General features: G+C 40.7%; 22 protein-coding genes. 21 read left to right on the top strand and 1 reads right to left on the bottom strand.

Annotation, left to right across the window (positions count from 1 at the left end; genetic code table 11):
* Positions 1 to 5 precede the first annotated feature (5 nt).
* The 10 genes from trpS to BLP87_RS00075 all read left to right on the top strand — a co-directional run bounded on the left by trpS (position 6) and on the right by BLP87_RS00075 (position 9,418).
* Positions 6 to 1,100: a tryptophan--tRNA ligase gene (trpS, locus tag BLP87_RS00120; RefSeq protein ID WP_074460915.1), complete on the top strand. Its 1,095-nt coding sequence runs from the start codon at positions 6 to 8 to the stop codon at positions 1,098 to 1,100.
* Positions 1,100 to 2,545, top strand: a complete 1,446-nt coding sequence (glgA, locus tag BLP87_RS00115) for a glycogen synthase GlgA (RefSeq protein WP_074460914.1) — start codon at positions 1,100 to 1,102, stop codon at positions 2,543 to 2,545. Before trpS ends, glgA begins: the two co-directional genes overlap by 1 nt.
* A gap of 9 nt (positions 2,546 to 2,554) precedes the next feature.
* The gene (locus BLP87_RS00110) at positions 2,555 to 4,219 is read left to right on the top strand and encodes a putative polysaccharide biosynthesis protein (protein ID WP_074460913.1); all 1,665 of its coding nucleotides are present in this window, start codon (positions 2,555 to 2,557) and stop codon (positions 4,217 to 4,219) included.
* A gap of 119 nt (positions 4,220 to 4,338) precedes the next feature.
* Complete coding sequence (locus BLP87_RS00105; protein ID WP_176756574.1) at positions 4,339 to 4,632, top strand: type II toxin-antitoxin system RelB/DinJ family antitoxin; 294 nt, start codon at positions 4,339 to 4,341, stop codon at positions 4,630 to 4,632.
* Positions 4,629 to 4,922: a type II toxin-antitoxin system YafQ family toxin gene (locus BLP87_RS00100; protein WP_074460911.1), complete on the top strand. Its 294-nt coding sequence runs from the start codon at positions 4,629 to 4,631 to the stop codon at positions 4,920 to 4,922. The genes BLP87_RS00105 and BLP87_RS00100 overlap by 4 nt, the downstream gene beginning before the upstream one ends.
* A 276-nt stretch (positions 4,923 to 5,198) precedes the next feature.
* Positions 5,199 to 5,747: a 3'-5' exonuclease family protein gene (locus BLP87_RS00095; RefSeq protein ID WP_074460910.1), complete on the top strand. Its 549-nt coding sequence runs from the start codon at positions 5,199 to 5,201 to the stop codon at positions 5,745 to 5,747.
* 93 nt (positions 5,748 to 5,840) lie between these two features.
* Complete coding sequence (locus BLP87_RS00090; protein WP_074460908.1) at positions 5,841 to 6,563, top strand: NUDIX hydrolase; 723 nt, start codon at positions 5,841 to 5,843, stop codon at positions 6,561 to 6,563.
* Between the two features lie 41 nt (positions 6,564 to 6,604).
* Positions 6,605 to 7,555: an SGNH/GDSL hydrolase family protein gene (locus tag BLP87_RS00085; protein ID WP_074460907.1), complete on the top strand. Its 951-nt coding sequence runs from the start codon at positions 6,605 to 6,607 to the stop codon at positions 7,553 to 7,555.
* Between the two features lie 33 nt (positions 7,556 to 7,588).
* Entirely contained in the window at positions 7,589 to 8,080 is a 492-nt protein-coding gene (gene msrA, locus BLP87_RS00080; RefSeq protein WP_242871785.1) for a peptide-methionine (S)-S-oxide reductase MsrA, read from the top strand.
* 246 nt (positions 8,081 to 8,326) lie between these two features.
* Complete coding sequence (locus BLP87_RS00075) at positions 8,327 to 9,418, top strand: radical SAM/SPASM domain-containing protein (protein ID WP_074460903.1); 1,092 nt, start codon at positions 8,327 to 8,329, stop codon at positions 9,416 to 9,418.
* Between the two features lie 89 nt (positions 9,419 to 9,507).
* Here BLP87_RS00075 and BLP87_RS00070 read toward each other — a convergent pair whose 3' ends face one another.
* A complete protein-coding gene (locus tag BLP87_RS00070) occupies positions 9,508 to 11,283 on the bottom strand; it encodes an Rqc2 family fibronectin-binding protein (protein ID WP_074460902.1) in 1,776 nt (591 codons plus the stop codon).
* A gap of 203 nt (positions 11,284 to 11,486) precedes the next feature.
* On the opposite strand from BLP87_RS00070, the gene BLP87_RS00065 reads away from it, so the two are divergent.
* The 11 genes from BLP87_RS00065 (at position 11,487) to BLP87_RS00015 (ending at position 20,951) form a co-directional block, all read left to right on the top strand.
* Entirely contained in the window at positions 11,487 to 12,311 is an 825-nt protein-coding gene (locus tag BLP87_RS00065; protein ID WP_074460900.1) for a CPBP family intramembrane glutamic endopeptidase, read from the top strand.
* Between the two features lie 20 nt (positions 12,312 to 12,331).
* Positions 12,332 to 12,532, top strand: coding sequence for a PspC domain-containing protein (locus tag BLP87_RS00060; RefSeq protein WP_074460899.1), 201 nt, complete (start codon positions 12,332 to 12,334; stop codon positions 12,530 to 12,532).
* A gap of 207 nt (positions 12,533 to 12,739) precedes the next feature.
* Entirely contained in the window at positions 12,740 to 14,239 is a 1,500-nt protein-coding gene (locus BLP87_RS00055; RefSeq protein ID WP_074460897.1) for a tagaturonate reductase, read from the top strand.
* A gap of 222 nt (positions 14,240 to 14,461) precedes the next feature.
* Positions 14,462 to 15,349, top strand: a complete 888-nt coding sequence (locus BLP87_RS00050) for a YicC/YloC family endoribonuclease (protein ID WP_074460896.1) — start codon at positions 14,462 to 14,464, stop codon at positions 15,347 to 15,349.
* A complete protein-coding gene (locus BLP87_RS00045) occupies positions 15,342 to 15,605 on the top strand; it encodes a DUF370 domain-containing protein (RefSeq protein ID WP_074460895.1) in 264 nt (87 codons plus the stop codon). The genes BLP87_RS00050 and BLP87_RS00045 overlap by 8 nt, the downstream gene beginning before the upstream one ends.
* Entirely contained in the window at positions 15,595 to 16,215 is a 621-nt protein-coding gene (gene gmk, locus BLP87_RS00040; protein WP_074460894.1) for a guanylate kinase, read from the top strand. Before BLP87_RS00045 ends, gmk begins: the two co-directional genes overlap by 11 nt.
* Positions 16,216 to 16,319: 104 nt before the next feature.
* Entirely contained in the window at positions 16,320 to 16,586 is a 267-nt protein-coding gene (gene rpoZ, locus BLP87_RS00035; RefSeq protein ID WP_330389914.1) for a DNA-directed RNA polymerase subunit omega, read from the top strand.
* Between the two features lies 1 nt (position 16,587).
* A complete protein-coding gene (gene rimO, locus BLP87_RS00030) occupies positions 16,588 to 17,943 on the top strand; it encodes a 30S ribosomal protein S12 methylthiotransferase RimO (protein WP_074460892.1) in 1,356 nt (451 codons plus the stop codon).
* Positions 17,940 to 18,482: a CDP-diacylglycerol--glycerol-3-phosphate 3-phosphatidyltransferase gene (gene pgsA / locus BLP87_RS00025; RefSeq protein WP_074460891.1), complete on the top strand. Its 543-nt coding sequence runs from the start codon at positions 17,940 to 17,942 to the stop codon at positions 18,480 to 18,482. Before rimO ends, pgsA begins: the two co-directional genes overlap by 4 nt.
* Positions 18,469 to 20,331, top strand: coding sequence for a DEAD/DEAH box helicase (locus tag BLP87_RS00020; RefSeq protein WP_083334334.1), 1,863 nt, complete (start codon positions 18,469 to 18,471; stop codon positions 20,329 to 20,331). The genes pgsA and BLP87_RS00020 overlap by 14 nt, the downstream gene beginning before the upstream one ends.
* Positions 20,332 to 20,363: 32 nt before the next feature.
* Positions 20,364 to 20,951, top strand: coding sequence for an ion transporter (locus BLP87_RS00015; protein WP_242871784.1), 588 nt, complete (start codon positions 20,364 to 20,366; stop codon positions 20,949 to 20,951).
* Positions 20,952 to 21,286 lie beyond the last annotated feature (335 nt).

Genomic DNA, 21,286 nt, shown 5'->3' with positions numbered 1-21,286 from the left:
CACTGATGAGCAAGATTATTTTGACCGGAGACAGACCGACAGGAAAGCTTCACGTAGGACACTATGTGGGGTCACTTAGAAGAAGAGTTGAACTTCAGAACTCCGGCGAATTTGACAAGATTTTTATTATGATTGCGGATGCTCAGGCACTTACGGATAACGCTGACAATCCGGAAAAAGTACGTCAGAATATTATAGAAGTTGCGCTGGATTATCTTGCGGTGGGACTTGATCCCGCGAAGTCGAATCTTTTCATTCAGTCGCAGATACCGGAGCTTACAGAGCTTTCATTTTATTATATGAACCTTGTTACCGTATCAAGACTTCAGAGAAATCCTACGGTTAAGACCGAACTTCAGATGAGGAATTTCGGAACAAGCATACCGGTTGGATTCTTTACATATCCTATCAGCCAGGCTGCCGATATTACTGCGTTCAAGGCAACTGTCGTTCCTGTTGGTGAAGACCAGGAGCCTATGATCGAGCAGTGCAAAGAAATCGTCAGAAAATTTAATTCTACATACGGAGAAGCTTTGGTTGAGCCTGAGATTCTTTTGCCCGATAATGCAGCATGTCTGCGTCTTCCCGGAATTGACGGAAAGGCAAAGATGAGTAAATCACTCGGAAACTGCATCTATCTGTCGGAAGAGCCCGATTCTATCAAGAAAAAGGTCATGAGCATGTTTACGGATCCCAATCACTTAAGAGTTGAAGATCCCGGACAGGTTGAAGGAAATCCTGTATTTATCTATCTTGATGCATTTGCCAAGGATGAGCATTTTGCAGAGTTCCTTCCTGAGTACAATAATCTCCGGGAACTCAAGGATCACTATTCAAGAGGCGGACTTGGCGACGTTAAGGTTAAGAAGTTCCTCAACAATGTTCTTCAGACTGAGCTCGAGCCCATTCGCAACAGGAGAAAAGAATTCCAGAAGGATATCCCTTATGTTTATGATGTTCTCAGAAAGGGCAGTGAGGTTGCAAAAGAGACTGCTGCCAAGACTCTTGAGGACGTAAAGAGCGCAATGAGAATCAATTATTTTGATGATAAAGAACTTATTGCAATGCAATCTGCAAAGTATGAGGAGATTGGTGACTGATGAAAAATATCCTGTTTATTGCATCTGAAGGAGTACCTTTTATCAAGACCGGTGGACTTGCCGATGTTGTTGGCTCTTTGCCCAAAAATATCGACAGGCGATACTTTGATGTTCGCGTTATTTTACCGCTCTATAAGTGTATAAGCCAGCAGATGAAGGATAGGATGGAATATGTTTCCAACTTCTATATGGATTTCCATTGGAAGAATGAGTATGTGGGCATATTCAGGTCAGAAGTTGATGGGATAAAATATTATTTTGTCGACAATGAGTTTTATTTTAACGGAATGAAACCTTACAGTGACGACACTGTTTTTGAGATTGAGAAGTATGCTTTCTTTTCGAAGGCTGCGCTCTCAATCCTTCCGGTCATTGATTTCAGACCGGATATTATTCATTGCCATGACTGGCAGACGGGGCTTGTTCCCGTATATCTTAAAGAGAGATTCCAGGGAAGTGAATTTTACAGAGGAATCAAGGCTATCATGACTATCCATAATCTTAAGTTCCAGGGTAAATGGGACATTAAGACGGTTCGTGATATCACGGGACTTCCCGATTACTATTTTACTCCCGACAAACTGGGACTCTTTAAAGATGCCGATCTTCTTAAGGGCGGTATTGTATATTCCGATGCGATCACAACGGTTAGTAATGCCTATGCTGAAGAAATCAAGACCGAGTTCTACGGAGAAAGTCTCGACGGGCTTTTAAGGGCGCGCGCAGGCGATCTTCGCGGTATTGTAAACGGAATAGATTATGATGAATTCAATCCCGAGACCGATGAATTTATTCCATACAGATATAATTCGATAAATTTCCGTAAAGAGAAGTACAAGAATAAGAAAGAGCTTCAAAAAGAGCTCGGACTTAAGGTGGATGAGAAGTGCATGATGATCGGTATTGTTTCAAGACTTACCGACCAGAAGGGCTTTGATCTTATTAACTGTGTTCTCGATGAACTTTGTCAGGATGCGGTTGAGCTTGTTGTTCTCGGAACGGGAGATGAGCAGTACGAGAATTCATTCCGTCATTTTGACTGGAAGTATGATGACAAGGTTTCTGCAAATATTTACTATTCGGAGCCGATGTCTCACAAGATATATGCGGCTTGTGACGCGTTCCTTATGCCGTCGCTTTTTGAGCCTTGCGGACTTTCGCAGCTCATGGCTCTCAGATACGGAACTATTCCCATTGTAAGACAGACAGGCGGACTTATTGATACGGTTGAGCCTTACAATAAGTTTGAAGGCACGGGAACGGGATTTGGTTTCCTTAATTACAATGCTCATGAGATGCTTGCCACGATACGTGAGGCTGAGAGTGTTTTCTATGACGGAAAGCGCGAGTGGAATAAGATGATAGACCGCGCGATGGCCGTTGATTTCTCATGGAAGGTTTCGGCAGAAAAATATCAGGAGATGTACGATTGGCTAAGGCCATAATATTTAGTTATGAGTGAAGATTCAAAGAAGAGTTTGTTAAAACAAGCCGGTATACTTGCGATTGCAGGTGTTATATCGAGAATAATCGGATTTATTTATAATATTCCTCTTGCGAATATAATCGGTGATGAGGGTAACGGTTATTATGGTACTGCCTATCAGGCATATACCATTGTTCTTATGATATCTGCTTTTAGTATCCCGTCGGCTATATCAAAGATCATTGCGGGCAAGTTGGCGCTTAATGAATATAAAAGTGCACACAGGATATTTAAGTGTGCACTTTATTATGTTGCAATAGTTGGTGGAGTAGGAAGCTTGCTTTTGTTTTTGGGAGCAAATGTGTTTGCCGATGATGCCGGTTCTGCGATGGTTCTTAGGTTCTTTGCACCTACGGTTTTCCTTTTTGGGTTCCTTGGTGTTCTGAGAGGTTATTTCCAGGCACGCAGAACGATGGTTCCGACTTCCGTATCACAGCTTCTTGAGCAGATACTTAATGCTATCGTAAGTGTTGGAGGCGCTATTGTTCTTACTAAAATTGCAGGAAATGCCGATCCGAGTAAAAGAGCTGTTTATGGAGCGGTTGGTAGCTCACTTGGTACGGGAACCGGAGTGCTGACTGCGCTTATATTCATGATCATTGTTTACTTATCGAACAAGAAGTCAATCTATGAGAAGATTGAGAGTGATAAAGGCTCGGAGATGACTAATGCAGATGCATTTAAGCTTATAATCACCGTTGTCACACCTTTTATTCTAAGTACTTGTATATATAATCTTTCGGGATTTCTTAATTCAACAATATTTAGTCGTGTGCTTTCAGATGTACGTGGAATGGCACATAAAGGAGATTTCGGAATAAAGTTCTATTACGGAATCTTTATCAGAAAAGCGATGGTTATAACAAATATTCCGATTGCCTTTTCAGCTGCCGCCGCATCAGCGATGATTCCTGAGATATCTACCGCTTTTGCAAAAGGGGATAAAAAAGGTGCTGAAGAAACCATAGCTGGAGTTATGAGAGTAATGATGATGATTGCGATTCCATGTGCAGTGGGACTTTTTGCACTTGCAAATCCGATCATGTGGGCAATGTTCCCGCAGAAGATGTCTGTTGATATTGCTACATTTTATCTTGCACTTCTTGCGGTAACAGTAATTTTCTATTGTGTTTCTACAGTGTCCAATGCTGTGCTTCAGGGAACCGGAAGACTTAAGGCGCCTGTTGTAAATGCTGCAGTAGCCCTTGTTGTTCAGGCTGTTTTGCTTGTTGCACTTCTTGTATTTACAGATATGACCGGCGAGGCACTTTGCATCGTAACGATAGTATATTCGCTTCTTATGTGTGTGCTTAATAATATCTCAATCAGGAAGTATATGGATACAAAGGTAGATGTGAAAAAGACTTATGTCTTGCCATTTATTGCGGCTGCAGTGATGGGAGTCGTGGCTTACGGCGTTTACAAGGGAATGTATATGCTTATTGCACCTGCGACAGCATCTGTTAATATCCGTATTCCTTACTTTGCATCAATAGGTGTTGCTGTAGTGATCGCGATATTTGTTTACTTTGCGGTGCTCATCAAAATCGGAGGCGCAGCAAGAGAGGATATACTCAAGTTCCCTAAGGGAAGAAGTCTTGTCAGAGCGCTTGAGAAGATTAAATTATTATAAAAGAGAAATGTCAGAGTCGTTCTATAAATGAATAACTCTGACATTTTTATTAAATGTAAAACAATGTGTTGCAAAAGTAATACATCATGCTATTATTATATTAGTAGGAGGTGATGATGATGTCAGCGACCTTGGTAAAAGATACAAATTTTAATATGCGAATGAATAAACAAAAGAAGACAAGCCTTGAGGAATTATATGGGAATCTTGGTATGACTCTGGCAGAGGCGGTTAATATATTCTTTGAAAAGTCTTTAATGGAAGGTGGAATTCCTTTCGATGTGAAAATTTCAAAATATAATGAGGATACTATTTCTGCTATGAAAGAGGCAAAGGATATAATGTCCGGAAAGGTTGAAGCAAAGGCTTATAGTTCTGCAAAAGAACTGTTTGATGAGCTTGATGCAGAATGAGAGAAATTAAGTACGAATTAAAATATACTACCAAGTTTAAGAAAGACTATAAGCTTGCAAAAAAGCGTGGCTTGAATATAAGATTGCTTGAGAACGTTATTGATGAGCTGCTTCAGGGATATTCACTTGATGCAAAATACTTGGATCATCCGCTACATGGAGATTATGAAGGCTTCAATGAATGCCATATACAACCTGATTGGCTTTTGATTTACGGAAGAGATGATAATAACCTTGTTTTAACAGCTGTTAGAACAGGGACACATACAGATTTGTTTAAGAAGTATTAATCCTTATGACGTTCACGGAATGGCATAAGGATTATTTGTTAGAAAGTTGCTGCCCCAAAACAGGGGAAAGGATTAGAAAAGATTATAATAACGATAGCAACAATAATAGCATGGGAACTTGTAATAGCTTCTTTGCTGGGAGCGTATGTTTGGAATACTAAGAAATGATAGAGGGTTAGAACTAATATTGTTGCGTCTGTTTTCATGGCTTTTGATTTTGGCAGGTATAATAAAGATTTTTTTTAAGTAGAATAATCGAGAATAGGACAGAAATAAATGGCTGAGAAGTTTGCAGTAATAGACACGGAAACAAACTGGAAAAATGTTGTTATGTCGGTAGGCATAGTAATAGCGGAAGAAGGGCAATTTGTAGCTCTGGATAACAAATATATCATTATCGAGGAAGCTGCCAAAGTCGGAGGGATGTACTCATATGCGCTTAATATCAAAGGGAAGACTCCGCAGCTTACAGATCGCAAGGGCGCTGTAAAAGAGATTAAGGATTACCTTGATTCTTTTGGGATTAAATCAATATTTGCATATAACGCATCGTTTGATGCAAGGGTACTTCCGGAACTTCATGACTATAACTGGCATGATATATTAAAGCTCGCAGCCTATAAGCAGCACAATCCCAAGATACCTGCGGATGCAATATGCTGTTCGACAGGACGATTAAAGAGCGGCTACAGAGTTGAGAATATCCTTCACATGTTTGGCGAGGACGGATATACGGAGTTTCACAATGCACTGACGGATGCGGTTGATGAACTTCGCATTATGCGTTATTTGAAGTATGGGATAGGGGACTACCCGGTATTGTAATTTAAATGAAATTACAGAAATCCGCACCGGTTGCAAATTTTTATTATTTTATCGAAAAATGAAAACATATGGGAAAGACGGAGAATAAATACAATGGCAACGATAATAAAAACCAAGAGAATTTCAATCAACGATACCGGCAGGAATCTGGTGCTGTCAAAAGAAGCGGAGCAAGCAATAAACGACCACTGGAAAAAACTTTTGGAAGTGCATCCGTGGCTTTTTAACGGACCTGTTTATTCGACGGTGAAAATGGAAAATAATGACGGAGAAGTGAGTCTTGAATGTGAGCTTTCCGATTATGCAAATTATCAGTGCGGTCAGGTGAACGACCTTGGACACTATGCTTGCAAAAATACGTATGCAGGGGGAATCCTGAAATCTACAGACGGCAAGTTTTTTGTTTCACTAAACGGAACCGGATCGGAGAACAAAGGGAAAATTCAGTTTATCGGAGGTGTTATCGATCCCGACGACAGGGATGATAGCGGAAACTTAGATCCGGTGAAGGCTGCTTTAAGAGAGTTTGAAGAGGAAGCTGGAAGTGCCATCAGGGACAGCATCGTTTCTACCGGTGATACGTATCTTATTACCGATGAAAAGAAATATGGCATTCAGACAGTTTTTTGCTCAAGCATGGATTCAGAAAAGATTCTGTCAGCATTTGATGCGTTTAAGAACAGTTCCGACAATACCGAGATAGCACGTATCATTTCTTTTGGAAAAGATAATATATATGAGCTTAAAGAGTATTCGGACAGGCAAGATATCGGAGTTATCGATCTGTTGACGACTCTTATCGGAAAAGAAAATTAAAAGGTAAACTTGGCTTTTTAATGTGTATTGGGAGGTATGAAATGGTTTTGACAAATGAAGAATTAAAAGTAATCTATTTTGGGACATATGAATTTGAGGAGACGGATGATGGGTATCTTCAAGCTTTTCAGTATTCCAAAAAGCAGATTGAATATTTTAAAGGTGCGTTAGAAATGTGGTATGAGCGCTGTACTGCATCAACGGCCAAAACTCTTGAGTTTAGAACGTCTGCAAACAAGTTGTCATTTGATTACAAGATCATATGGAAGGGATCCCCGGATTCTTTTGAAATCATGGTTGACGGACTTGTGAGCGGAATTAAGTATGTAAAAGACATTATGGATGTCGGAACGATTGAATGGGAACTTCCCGAAGGTGAAAAGAATGTTGTTATCTACCTTCCTGCCGACGCCACCGTTCTTATAAAGAACTTTGCGATTGACGCCAAGATAGTGCCCGCTGTTAAAGGTGAGAAAGTCTTATGGCTCGGAGATTCAATCACTCAGGGTTACGGTCCGCTCAGATCGTCAAATACTTATGTCAGTGTCGCTAACAGGATTTTAAATTATGATATTATAAACCAAGGAATCGGTGGCTATGTTTATGATAAGAATTCACTCATGAAGATGGAAGGATACAATCCCGACAAAATTATCGTTGCGCTCGGAACAAATCAATATGGCGACGACGATATGAGCGTGGTGGAAGAGTACTACGAGACTTTGATAGGGATTTATGGAAAAGAGATACCTATCCTTTGCATAACACCTCTTTGGAGAGGCGATTCAGTCGACGGACTTCCGGTTCTTATGGATTTTTGCGAGAAAGTCAGAAATATAGCAGGACAGCACAAAAACGTAAAGATTGTTGACGGAATGAAAATGATACCTCATTTCCCTGAATATTTCCTTGATAATCTTCATCCCAATTGTCTTGGATGTGAGATATACGGAAGGAATCTTGTAGATGAGATAAAAAGAATCGGCTTTTAAAAATAAATATAAGATTGAAGGAGTAAATTGATCGTGAAAGAAGCTTATTTTGCAGGTGGATGCTTTTGGTGTGTCACACCTATTTATAAAATGTACGGAGTTGATGAGGTTGTTTGCGGATATGCCGGAGGAGATGAGGAGAATCCGACATATGAGCAGGTAAAACACCAGGAGACAGGGCACAGAGAGACTATAAAGCTTGTGTATGATCCGGAAAAGGTATCTTACGATAAGCTTCTTGATATCTATTTTGCCAACGTGGATCCGTTTGACGCGGAAGGGCAGTTTATCGACAAAGGCTTTTCCTACACGCTTGCTATTTTCTATATGTCTGACGATGAGAAAAAGACAGCTCTTGAAAAAATCGAGAAAATAGCGAAAGACTCGGGAAAGAAGGTTCAGGTAGCGGTTTTGCCGTTCAAGAATTTCTATGAGGCGGAAGAATACCATCAGGATTATTATCTCAAGAATCCTGATGCATTTGAAAAAGAGCTGATTGAGTCCGGAAGAAAAAAGAATTCTTAAAGGGATAAAAGCGATGATAAGAAAATAAGTATTGAAGCAGGTTGCCGGGATACTTATTTTGGAGTAATAATAGGGAGCTGTGAAAAAGATGGGAGATCTTTTTTGCAGCTTTTTTGATACGGGGAAATAATTGTTGAAGAAAAATGAAATTGTGATATTATTATAATAAGTTTTATAAAATGCAATTGTGCAAAATCATTTATAAAAAGCAATGCTAGTTGTAAGTGGTAGCAAGAGGTAGTATTTATGAAGGAATTTGATATTCAGGAATATATGACGCACGGAGTCGAAAGGGTGGTTTCGGATGCGATAAAAGCCACGCTTAAGAATCCGAAAGAAAGTGCCTATATGGCGAAATTTGCCATGGCATCAAGATCTGCGTCAAAGAAGAGAGCACGACTGGAAGCGGAAGGCGAGCATATACCTCCGTTTCTCATTGCAAGTATAACAAGCAGCTGTAACCTTCACTGTGCGGGCTGCTATTCAAGATGTAACAATGCTACGGAAGATACTGAGCCTGTTAGGCAGCTTTCAGATGATGATTGGCTTAAGGTTTTTGATGAAGCCGACGATCTCGGAGTCAGCTTTATTCTTCTTGCAGGCGGAGAACCGCTTCTTAGAAAAGGAGTGATAGAAGCAGCGGGAAAGAAGCAGAATATACTGTTTCCGATTTTTACTAACGGAACATATATGGCTGATAAGTATTTTGACATGTTTGATAAAAACAGGAATCTCATTCCGATTATGAGTATCGAGGGCGAGAAGGATGCTACCGACAAAAGGCGCGGCGACGGAGTCTATGACAAGCTCATTTCAAATATGGATGAGCTCAATGATCGCGGGCTTATTTACGGCGCTTCGGTGACTGTGACGACAGAAAATCTTAAGGATGTATCTTCTGAGAGCTTTATCGGTAAGCTGTCTGATAAGGGATGCAAAGCTGTGATCTTTGTTGAGTTTGTTCCCGTTACGGATGATTCGGCACATCTGGCGCCCGGAGATGAGGAAAGAGAATATCTGAAAAAAGAGATTATGAGATTAAGGCAGGAACATCCGGAGATGGTATTTGTTTCTTTCCCGGGAGACGAGAAGAGTTCAGGCGGATGTATTGCGGCCGGAAGAGGATTCTTCCACATCAACTCTCACGGCGGAGCTGAGCCTTGCCCGTTTTCACCATATTCCGATATAAATGTAAAAGAAACTTCTTTGAGGGAAGCCATGAATTCAAGACTATTCATAGCGCTTCAGAATGAAGGCGTGCTTAATGACGATCATTCCGGCGGATGCGTTTTGTATGAGAAGAGGAATGAAGTGGAAACAATACTTGGAAGAGCATAAAGTTTAAAATTAAATCAAGGGGACGGTTCTTTTGACTTATTAGTCATAAGTCAAAAGAACCGTCCCCTTGACTTCCCTCCCTTGATTTTTTAATCACTTATAAGTTTAAGAGCGGATATATCCGGTGAGATCGAAAGCGAATAGTTGGTGTAATAAACTACGAAGCCGGGTTTTGAGCCGTTCGGTTTTTTCACATCTTTGCGCTTTAAGTAGTCAATCTCGACCTTCTCCTGCATTTTTCCCTTTGAATAGTAGGCTGCAAGGGCAGCAGCTTCTTCAAATGCCCTGTCGGGAACTTCTTTGCCCTTTGTGATGAGGACAACGTGAGATCCCGGTATTTTCTTTGCGTGGAACCACCAGTCGCCGCCGTTTGCGGTTTTGAAGGTAAGCTCATCATTCTGAATATTGTTTTTTCCGACATAAATATCAAAGCCGTCGCTTGACTGATAGTGGAAGGGCTTGCTTGTTATCTTTTCTTTACGGCCGCTCTTTCCAAAGCCTGATTTGATGTAGCCGCTTTCGTGAAGCTCCTGCCTTATCTGCGCAAGGTCGGCTTCTTTTTCGGCAATCTCAAGGGCGCTTTCTATTGATTCGAGCTGCTCGATAGCTTCTTTTGATTCTTTCAGCTGTTCTTCCAAAGCTTCGGCTGTTCTCTTAAGTTTCGTATATTTGTCAAAATACTTCTTGGCATTCTGGTTCGGAGTCAGAGTAGGATCTAGAGTGATTGTTATGTCTTTTCCCGTGTTATAATCGTTGACCGTGATCTTATCGGCACCGGGCTCTGCACTGTAGCCGTAGACTGTAAGGAGCTCGCCGTATACTCTGTATTTGTCCTTTTTGTCACAGTCGAGCATTTGCTTTGTCTGAAGATCGTACTTACGGACGTTTCTTTCAAGCGCGGTCTGAACGATTTTTCTGAGGTCGACGGACTTTTGCCTTATTCTTGTAACAACATTTTTCTCTGCATAATATTTGCTTATTAGCTCTGAGATGCTGTTTTGCGGCGCTGCCGAAAAGCCGGGGGCATCCTTGTACATGGTAAGAGGGATGGAAGAGTACTCTTTCGGTGAGTTTCCTTCATAAATGATCTCCGGCGTGAATTCGCCGTTTTTTACCATGTCGACGATCTCTGAAAAGGCTCTGTAAAGAGCTATGGATTCGGAAGTGTCAAGCGCGATGGCGGACTTATCCGAGTCGATGCCGGCTCTTTTGCATATCTCCTGAGAAATAATGGGTGAAAGACCTGTGTAGCCTTGATAAATAGCCTTAAACACGGGAACACCTTTACTCAGTACAATCGCAGAGAACTCATCTGCGCTTGTCTCAAGAGGATTAACCTTGTCCTGAGAGGGAACAAAGTATTCGCGTCCGGGAAGAACTTCTCTGACTGAACTTACCGATGCGGGAATGTGTTTGATGCTGTCAATGATCACATTTTCTTCGTCGGTAAAAATGATATTGCTGTATTTGCCCATAATCTCAATGAGAAGAACCTTGTGCCTTAAGTCGCCCATTTCATCAAGGTGCTCAATCTCAAAGCGAATGATTCTCTCAAGGCCCGGCTGAGTGACCGAGATAATGCGGCCGTTCTGGATGTGCTTTCTAAGGAGCATGCAGAAATTCGGCGCAGTCATCGGCGAAGGCTTTGTCTCATCCGTCATGTAAATAAGCGGGAGAGAAGCATCGGCGGACATTATCATCTTAGCCTGCTTTATTCCGTATTTGTCCGTGTTCTCGTAGGAGAGCTTAACTGTTATAAGAAGCTCGTCGCTCTCAGTCTGTGCAATCTTGTAGACTCTTCCTCCGGTCAGAAGATCGCTCATATCTTTAGTTATATTTGCTATGGTTATACCGTCAAATGCCATTTTTTACTCCAAATGTAAACGTCAATAATATATTGTATAGTCTACTAGCCGCGAGAGGGTCTGTCAAAATAGTTTTAATCCGTTAAAAAATAGAAATAGCAAGACATTTTTCGCCACATATGATGTATATTACAAAGAGTGTGTCGTATATAATTACTTCATAAGAAAGAGTGATACAAAAAAATGAAAAAGCGGAGGATGCTATGAATCAATCACTTAAACCCAAAATGAAAACAATATTATTTGCTGCTCTTTTAATTGTGCTTATGCTTGCAATTCAGGTTATTGCCGGCGTTTTTGCAGGTGTTGCCGTTTCACTCGGTACGGTATTGACGGGGAATAATTTAGGATATGAGAGTCTGATTCCGTTATCTGTACTGTTATCTCAGATGGCGTGTCTTATTATATTTGGAATATGGTATTATGCTAAGTATGTAAAAAAAGATAAAAATGAAGGTGTGTATGAATCCGGATTAAAGAAGATTTCAAACTTCAAAGATCTTGCTTTTATCATTGCACTTTCGGTTGCAGGATTCTTTTTTGCGAATATAGTATCTCAGATTGAAGTGGCTGTTATGCCGGAAGCAGGCAAAGAGTTTGAATCTATGATGGAGAGTGTTCTTGGCAACGGAAGTATAATTGGGGTTATCTCGGCTGCTCTGATTGCACCTATATCTGAGGAAATTGTGTTCAGGGGACTTCTTGTGAGGAATGCGAAGAAGGTATTCGGACTTATAGGATGCATGGTTCTGAGCGGTATTGCATTCGGTATTGTGCATCTTAATCCCATACAGAGTATTTACGCGATTCCGCTGGGAATGCTGCTTGCTTATCTTGCATATATGTATAACTCGATAATTCCTGCAATATTGCTACACATGATCAATAATTCGCTTTCTGTGTTCTTTCCCATGATCTATCACGGAGAATTCAGTTATATTATTTACATTCTATTGTGCGTTGTATTTATAGCATTTGCGGTAGTTATAAAGAAGTTTTTATTTAAAAAAGAATTGGTTGTATCATAAAGGGAAGGGGAAATTGGGATATGGAAAAAAAGAGAATCTATAAAAGTAATGACAGAAAAGTCTGTGGCGTTTGCGGAGGACTCGCTGAGTTCTTTGGCATTGATCCGACAATAGTTCGCCTTGTTTATGCGATACTTGCATTTACATACGGAAGCGGACTTCTGATCTACATTATTGCAGCGATCATAATGGATGACAGACCGGATTATATAAGTAGATGATGATATAAAAAGCAGAGGCTGTTCACCGGGTAACAACGGTGAACAGCCTTTTGTATAATCAACGTTTCCCTAAAGAAAATGAAAGAGAATATTGCATTTTTTGTACTTGATATTGTAAACGCTTACATAATGTGTTATAACAATATTCGAGGTTAATTTTGTATGATTTGAAATGTAAGAAGTTACATTTTATGGAGGTTACAAAAAATGGAATTATTAAATTATGATGTTTTGGCAAAATCGGGTTACACAGGATTTGTACAGAAGGACGCGCAGGTGAAGGTTCTTCAGTTTGGTGAAGGCAATTTCCTTCGCGCTTTTGTTGATTATTTTTTTGATATAAGTAATGAAAAAGCCGGATTTGACGGCAAGGTTGCGCTGGTGCAGCCGATAGCACAGGGGCTTACAAAGCTTATCAACAATCAGGAAGGTCTTTACACTCTTTATCTCAGAGGAAGCGAGAACGGAGAGAAGGTTGACCTTAAAAGAGTTATTTCCGCTGTTGATTGTTGTCTTAATCCCTATGAGAAAACTGATTTTGACAAGATGATGGAGATCGCAACAAGCGATTCACTCGATATTATCGTTTCGAATACGACAGAGGCGGGAATTGCCTACGATCCGTCATGTAAATTTGATGATGTTCCGGCAAGCAGTTTCCCCGGAAAGCTCACACAGGTTCTTTATGCAAGATACAAGGCAGGCAAGAAAGGTGTTGTCGTTCTTTCCTGCGAACTTATAGACAATAACGGAAAAGAGCTACTTAAGTGCGTTGACAGCTATATTGAGCAGTGGGAGCTTGGCGATGAATTCAAAGCTTGGGTTAACAATGACAATATTTTTTGCTCAACCCTTGTAGACAGAATTGTTCCGGGACGTATCCGCGATGAAAAAGAAATTCAGAAGCTTGAAGCTGAAAACGGATACCACGATGAGCTCATTGATGTCGGTGAGATTTTTGGCGTATGGATAATTGAAGGCCCCAAAGAACTTGAAGACAGACTTCCGTTTAAGAAAGCTGGTGTCAATGTCCATGTTGTTCCGGATGTAATGCCATACAAGCATCGTAAGGTCCGTATTCTCAACGGCGCACATACAGGATTTGTGCTCGGTGCATATCTTGCAGGTCAGAATATTGTAAGAGATTGTATGCAGAATGAAAATATCGCAGGTTTCATGAATAAGATGCTTAACGATGAAGTTATTCCTACGCTTGTAGACCACCTTGATAAGAACGATCTTGATGAGTTTGCAAGTGCGGTAAAGGATCGTTTCAACAATCCTTTCGTAAATCATGAGCTTATGTCGATATCACTTAACTCAACAAGCAAGTGGAAGGCAAGAAACATGCCGTCATTCCTTCAATATATTGAAAAGAACGGTAAGCTTCCGGTTTGCCTTACAATGTCACTTGCTGCATATATTGCTTTTTATTCCAATGATATTTCCGAGCTTACGGACGCAGGTCTGATCTGTAAGAGACCCGCGGGAAACACATATACCGTAAGTGATGACAGATGGGCGCTTGAGTTCTACTACGAGCATAGAAATGATTCTGAGGAGGAGCTTGTTAGAGCAGTCCTTGGAAATAAGAAGATGTGGGACCGCGACCTTAATGATATAGCAGGTCTTACAGATGCGGTTGTAAAAGACCTTAAGAAGATCCGTACAGAAGGCGCGGAAGCGGCGTATGCCGGCTGTCTTTGATCTTCTTAACGATTAAATTAGCTTATTATCTATTTTTGTTTATGACATAGTTCCTATTGGTGCAAAGACTTACAAAATTCCATTGTAAACAAATGGAGTGGAGGTAAGTCTTTTGTGCTGTAAAAATGGACGGTTTGCGGCTATGTTTGCATTGACCTTAATTTTAGGTTATATTATAATAACTTGTGTATTATTATGCCCAAAAATAAGGGGGATTTACAGATGGTCTGCAGTATGACTGGTTTTGGCAGAAGTGAAGTCACAGAAGGTCAACGCAAGTACATTGTTGAGCTTAAATCTGTTAATAATCGTTATCTTGATATAAATATCAAGATGCCTAAGAAATTCAATGCATTTGAGTCTGCAATTCGTTCAGAACTAAAAGGCTATATGAAACGCGGCAAAGTAGATGTGTTTGTCAGCTATGAGGATTTTTCGGAATCTGAGTCTAAGGTTAAGTATAACAAAGCCATCGCACAGGAATATTACGATGCTTTGCAGGAAATGATAAAAGATTTTAATCTTGACGATGAGATCCGACTTCCTTTATTATCCAAGTTTCCGGAAGTCTTTACTATGGAAGAAGAGGAACTTGATGAGGAAGAGGTCTGGACAGGGCTTAAGAAAGCTCTGAATGAAGCGGGCAAACAGTTCATGGAATCAAGAGCCAAGGAAGGAGAATTCCTTTGTGCCGATCTCAAGGCGAAACTTGATGAGATGCTTGAAAATGTAGAGTATATCACCGAACGTTCACCTGAGATAATTAAAGAGTATAAGGCCAAGCTCAGAGAGAAGATTCAGGATCTTATGGAAGACAAGCAGATTGATGAGAATCGTCTCGCCATGGAAGTTACTATATTTGCTGATAAAGTGTGTGTGGATGAGGAACTTACAAGACTCAGAAGCCATATAGAAGCGACTTCGGATGCACTCGGAAACGGTGATGATAAGGACGGAATCGGCAGAAAGCTTGATTTCCTTGCACAGGAAATGAACAGAGAAGCCAATACCATCCTTTCCAAATCAACTGATCTTAAGATCTCCGACAGGGGAATCTCACTTAAGACCAATATAGAAAAAGTAAGGGAGCAGATTCAGAACATTGAGTAAACTCATTCATATTGGATTTGGCAATATTGTCAACGCCGACAAGATTATCAGTATAGTCAGTCCTGAGGCGGCTCCGATAAAGAGAATGGTCCAAAAGGCCAAAGAACAGGGGACAGGTGTTGATGCGACACAAGGCCGCAAGACCAAGGCTGTTTTAGTCATGGAAAACGGTATGCTTGTGTTATCAGCTCTTTTGCCTGAAACAATCAGTGCAAGGGCACAATCAGAGAGTGAGAATATTACAGATGAATCGTAAAGGTATTATAATAGTTGTCTCGGGCTTTTCAGGCGCGGGCAAGGGCACAGTTATGAAGGCGCTTACGGCAAAATACGATCAGTATGCTCTGTCGGTATCCGCCACGACAAGAACTCCGAGATCGGGTGAAGTCAACGGTAGAGAGTATTTTTTTGTAACTACCGAAGAATTCGAGAAGATGATCGAAGAGGATGGACTTATCGAACATGCAAAGTATGTAAACCACTACTACGGAACTCCCAGAAAGTATGTGGAAGATAAGCTTGCAAACGGGATTGATGTTATCCTTGAGATAGAGATCCAGGGAGCACTTCAGATTAAAGAACAATATAAGGACGCAGTTCTTTTGTTTATCACTCCTCCGTCTGCCGATGAGCTTGAGAAGAGGCTTCGCGGAAGAGGAACCGAAACGGACGAAGTTATTAGAAAGCGTCTCGGAAGGGCAAAAGAGGAATCGGTCGGAATAGAGAAATACGACTATATTGTTGTCAATGATAAACTTGATGAGTGTGTTGAGAATGTGCACAGGATAATAAGTGCAGCTCATTGCAGTCCCGACAGGAATATTGAGTTTATAGACGACATAAGGAAACAGCTTGAAAAATATTAAGGAAATGCTTTGACCGGCGTTTTCGCTAATTTTATCAAATAAGTGTTATTTGCGGAAATCCGCAGGAAAGGAACAACATGATACATCCTTCATATGTAGATCTGATGAAAGTAGTAAATAAGGGAGTTGAAGAGGGAGAAGAGCCTGTAATCAGCTCAAGATATTCTGTAGTTATGGCTACAGCAAAGAGAGCAAGACAGATTATCGCAGGTGACGAGCCTATGGTAAAGGTTAAGGACAAGCAGAAGCCTCTTTCAATCGCAGTTGAGGAAATGAATCAGGATACTCTTAGAATTCTTACAGACGAAGAAAAAGATAAGCTTGAAAATGCCGACGTAGCTGAGGAAGTTGAGAGTACAGAAGAAAACTGATATGAAGATATTGTTTGTATCGCTTGGATGCGACAAAAATAGAGTTGATACCGAGGTTATGCTTGGTATGCTGCATAGCCGTGGGTACGACTTTACAGATGATGAATCGGAAGCAGAAGCAGCAGTTGTAAACACCTGCTGCTTTATAAATGATGCTAAGCAGGAGAGTATTGATGCGATACTCGAACTTGCCGAACTTAGGAAGAGTGGACAGCTTAAGGCACTTATCGTTACGGGCTGTCTTGCACAGAGATACAAGGATGAGATTCAGGATGAGATTCCCGAAGTTGATGAAATCCTTGGTGTAACATCCTCTGATAAGATCATAGAAGCTATTGATGAGACTTTAGCCCGAAACACAATTTTTTCTCACAAGAACTATTTTGATGATATCAATAAAAAGCCTGTGGGAGGCAACGATAGAATTATTACTACAGGCGGTCTTTTTAATTATCTTAAGATTGCAGAGGGGTGTGATAAACATTGCACCTATTGCATAATACCCAAAGTTAGAGGAAATTACAGAAGTGTTCCGATGGAGCAGCTTTTGGATGAAGCCAGAAAGCTTGCTAAACAAGGTATTTCTGAACTTTTGATAGTTGCTCAGGAAACCACTTTGTACGGAACGGATCTCTACGGAGAGAAGAAGCTCCCTGAACTCTTGCATAAACTGTGCGAGATTGAGGGCTTTAAGTGGATAAGGGTTTTGTATTGCTATCCTGAAGAGATCACAGATGAACTTATTCAAACTATAAAGAATGAGCCTAAGATATGTAATTATCTTGATATACCCATTCAGTCGGGATCTGACAGGATCCTTAAAAAGATGGGACGTAGGACGAACAATTCCGAGATCAGAGAGCTTATCGGTAAGCTTAGAAAAGAGATTCCGGATATTTGTATTAGAACTACGCTTATAAGCGGATTCCCGGGGGAGACCGCAAAAGATCACAATGAGACTATGGCTCTTGTAAGAGATCTTAGATTTGACAGATTGGGCGTATTTACATATTCGCAGGAAGAAGATACACCTGCTGCGACTATGCCCGACCAGGTTTCTGAAAGAGTTAAGACTACAAGAAGAAATAAGCTTATGAAGCTTCAGCAGGAAATTGCTTTTGAAGCTGCAAACGATATGGTCGGAAGAGATGTTGATGCCGTTATAGAGGGAAGAATTACAGATTCCGATGATGATGACGGATTGTCTTACGTGGCGCGTACATATAAGGATGCTCCGGATATTGACGGCTATCTTTTTGTGACCGGAGTTCAGAGAGAACTTATGACCGGTGATTATATAAAGGTACATATAACGGGCTCTAATGAATACGACTTGATTGGGGAGGAAATAATATGAATTTACCGAACAAATTGACAGTATGCAGAGTGATATTGATTCCTTTTTTTGTATTTTTTCTTTTGTTTGATCCTGCGAGCGTTTCATTTAAATGGATCGCGCTTGGAATATTTGTAATTGCAAGTCTTACCGATATGCTTGACGGTAAGATCGCGAGAAAATATAACCTTATCACTGATTTTGGTAAGTTTATGGATCCTTTGGCAGACAAACTTCTTGTTTGCAGTGCGATGATAGGACTTATAGAACTTGGAAGAATTCCTTCATGGATAGTTATCGTCATCATCGCAAGAGAATTCGTTATAAGCGGATTCAGACTTATAGCTTCCGATAACGGAAGGGTAATTGCCGCAAGCTATTGGGGCAAATTTAAGACAACGTTTCAAATGATTATGGTAATCCTGATGATCGCAGATATACAGAATAATGTTTTTTATATGCTTACTCAGGTAATCATGTGGATAGCACTTGCGCTCACCATCATTTCTCTTGTGGATTACCTTGTAAAAAATAAGGATGTAATGAATGGAAGTAAATAATAACAACGAAGAAATAAAGATTAGATATGACGAGTCAGGTCTTGATGAGAAGATAATCCGTGCTGTTTCAGAGATGGGTTTTGAATATATGTCACCTATCCAGAAGGCGGCAATTCCCGTAATGATGGAAGGTAAAGATATTATAGGACAGGCGCAGACGGGAACCGGTAAAACTGCTGCGTTTGGTATTCCTCTTCTTGAGAAGGTAGATCCTTCAAATAAGCATTTACAGGCAGTTGTACTTTGTCCTACCAGAGAGCTTGCAATGCAGGCTGCAGATGATATAAGAGATTTTGCAAAATATATGCATGGCATTAAAGTCCTTGCTGTTTACGGAGGACAGGATATATCAAGGCAGATAAGAGCACTTTCTGCCGGCGTTCAGATTGTTGTGGGAACTCCCGGACGAGTTATGGACCACATGAGAAGACATACCATGAAGATGAAGGATGTCAGAGTCCTTGTTCTTGATGAAGCGGATGAAATGCTTGATATGGGCTTTAGGGATGATATTGAGACTATCCTTGAAGGAATGCCTGAGGAAAGACAGACAGCTCTTTTTTCAGCGACAATGCCCGAGCCTATCTTGCAGATAACAAGAAAGTATCAGAAAGATGCTGAATATATTAAGATGACACCTAAGGAGATAACGGTTGCTGCGATTGAGCAGACTTACTACAGAATTCCTCAGAGAATGAAAGAGGAAGTTCTTGTAAGACTCCTTGATTATTATAATCCCGGAAGAACGCTTATTTTCTGTAACACAAAGAGAATGGTTGATGAACTTTCGGAGAAGTTAAAGGGCAAGGGATTTCTTGCTGACGGTCTTCACGGAGATCTTTCACAGAATCAGAGAGATACCGTTATGAAGCTCTTTAGAAATAATAAGATCAATATTCTTATTGCTACCGATGTTGCAGCAAGAGGAATTGATGTAAGCGGCGTTGAGGCTGTATTTAACTTTGATATTCCGGAAGATATTGAGTATTACGTTCACAGAATCGGAAGAACGGGCCGTGCCGGAAGAAGCGGTAAATCATTTACGCTTGTCGGCGGCAGAGAAATGTACAAGCTCCGTGAGATCGAGAGAATCTGTCATACCAAGATTGAGGAAAGAAGAGTTCCTTCCGCCAAAGAGATAACAAGAGTAAAATCTCAGAAGGTATTTGGCGAAGTTATTGATATAATCGAAAACGGCGATATTGCTTCAACTCTTGAGTTTGTAAATCAGAAGATTGAAGAGGGTGAATATACCGCAGAGCAGCTTGCTGCAGGATTTATGAAGCTCAAGATGGGTGCCGATATCGAGGATCTTGTTCTCTTTGAGAAAGACCGTGATTACGGAGACCGCAGGCGCAGAGGCGGCAGAGATTTCAGATATGACGAGAGAACCGGAAAGAGGGACAGAAGAAGAGGACCCAACGGTGGAAGAAGAGCTTCCGATATGAAAAAGGGTGCGTTTGAAGGAAGACGTGCTACCGACGGCAAGAGAGGTTCATCTTCGGGAAGAAGAAAGTTTGAAGACAGAAGAGGAAGTGATAATCGCAGATCTTCTTACAAAAATGCGGATCTCCCCGAAAGAGAGAATACTTCTCCCAAACCCAGAAGAGAGCGTTCTTCAAACAAGTCTTATCAGGACGGAGCATCTGTATTTGAGAATGTAGGAAGACTCAATATAAAGGATGAGAGATCCACAAAAGCATGGTATATGGGCGAAGATAAGGATACGATGAACGTATCAAAATCCGAGCGAAAAAATATCAAAGCAGAGAATAAAAAGAGAAGTATTGATTATCTTCAGGATGTCGACGATCTTGTAATGGAGAGCTTTGGAAAGCGCAAAAAGTAAAGATTATGGCTGAGCGTAAGGGAGGCAGAACAGTGAAAGACAGAAAAACTCTGATCAGCAAGACCTTAAGAGCAAAGATATTTAATATGGTCAGTGTCGGTGTGATAGACGAACCGATCAACAGATTCTATGACTTTTTAAGTATTGCGGCACTTGTTCTAAATCTCTTTTCAGCTTTTGCGATTACCTATAAATACATGGAGGAGCATTACAAAGCGCTCCTTCTTGGAATTGAGGCTGTAACGACATTTTTCTTTGCGGTTGATTATGTTTTGAGACTTCTTTCCGCTAATGAGCTTTATCCCAAGGATAAAGAATCTGTGGCTGTAAGGAAGTATATTTTATCTTTCACGGGTATTGTTGACCTTGTGTCATTTCTGCCCTATTATTTTTCTGTATTTTTCCCGGTGTTCTTTCCGGCCGGAACGGCTGTATTCAGACTCTTTAGAGTTGCCAGAATACTGAGGCTGTTCAGAATAAATTCCTATTACGATCAATTGAATGTAATAACAGAAGTTATAAGCAGGAAGAAGCAGCAACTCATGGCTTCCGTGTTTATAATACTTATACTTATGATGGCTGCAAGTCTGTGTATGTACAGTGTTGAGCATGAAGCCTAAGCTCCCGTGAATTTATACCAAGGATTCGGTATAAACTCATCTGACTAATCATCGCAAAGCCTTGTGCTTACTGGCTTTGCAACTACAAAATATTGTATCAAAAGTGCCCAGTTTGCTTGCGATTCCTCTTTATCCTTGGTATAATTATACCAAGGAGGTAATTACCATGGAACTGAAAATCAATGAGCCTTGGATCACCAGCAAAGTCAGATGTCAGAACGGTTACGCTTATATCGACAAGCCTTTTTGGAACGCTGAAAAACAGTGCGCTGACCATAAGCGAGAATACATCGGTAAGTATGATGGCAAAGTCTTTACTCCAAACAAGACATATC

Source organism: Butyrivibrio hungatei (genome assembly GCF_900101605.1).
Taxonomy (GTDB): Bacteria; Bacillota; Clostridia; order Lachnospirales; family Lachnospiraceae; genus Butyrivibrio; species Butyrivibrio hungatei_B.
The sequence above is the reverse complement of the archived record's forward strand: the minus strand, read 5'-3'. Positions and strand labels throughout refer to the sequence as shown.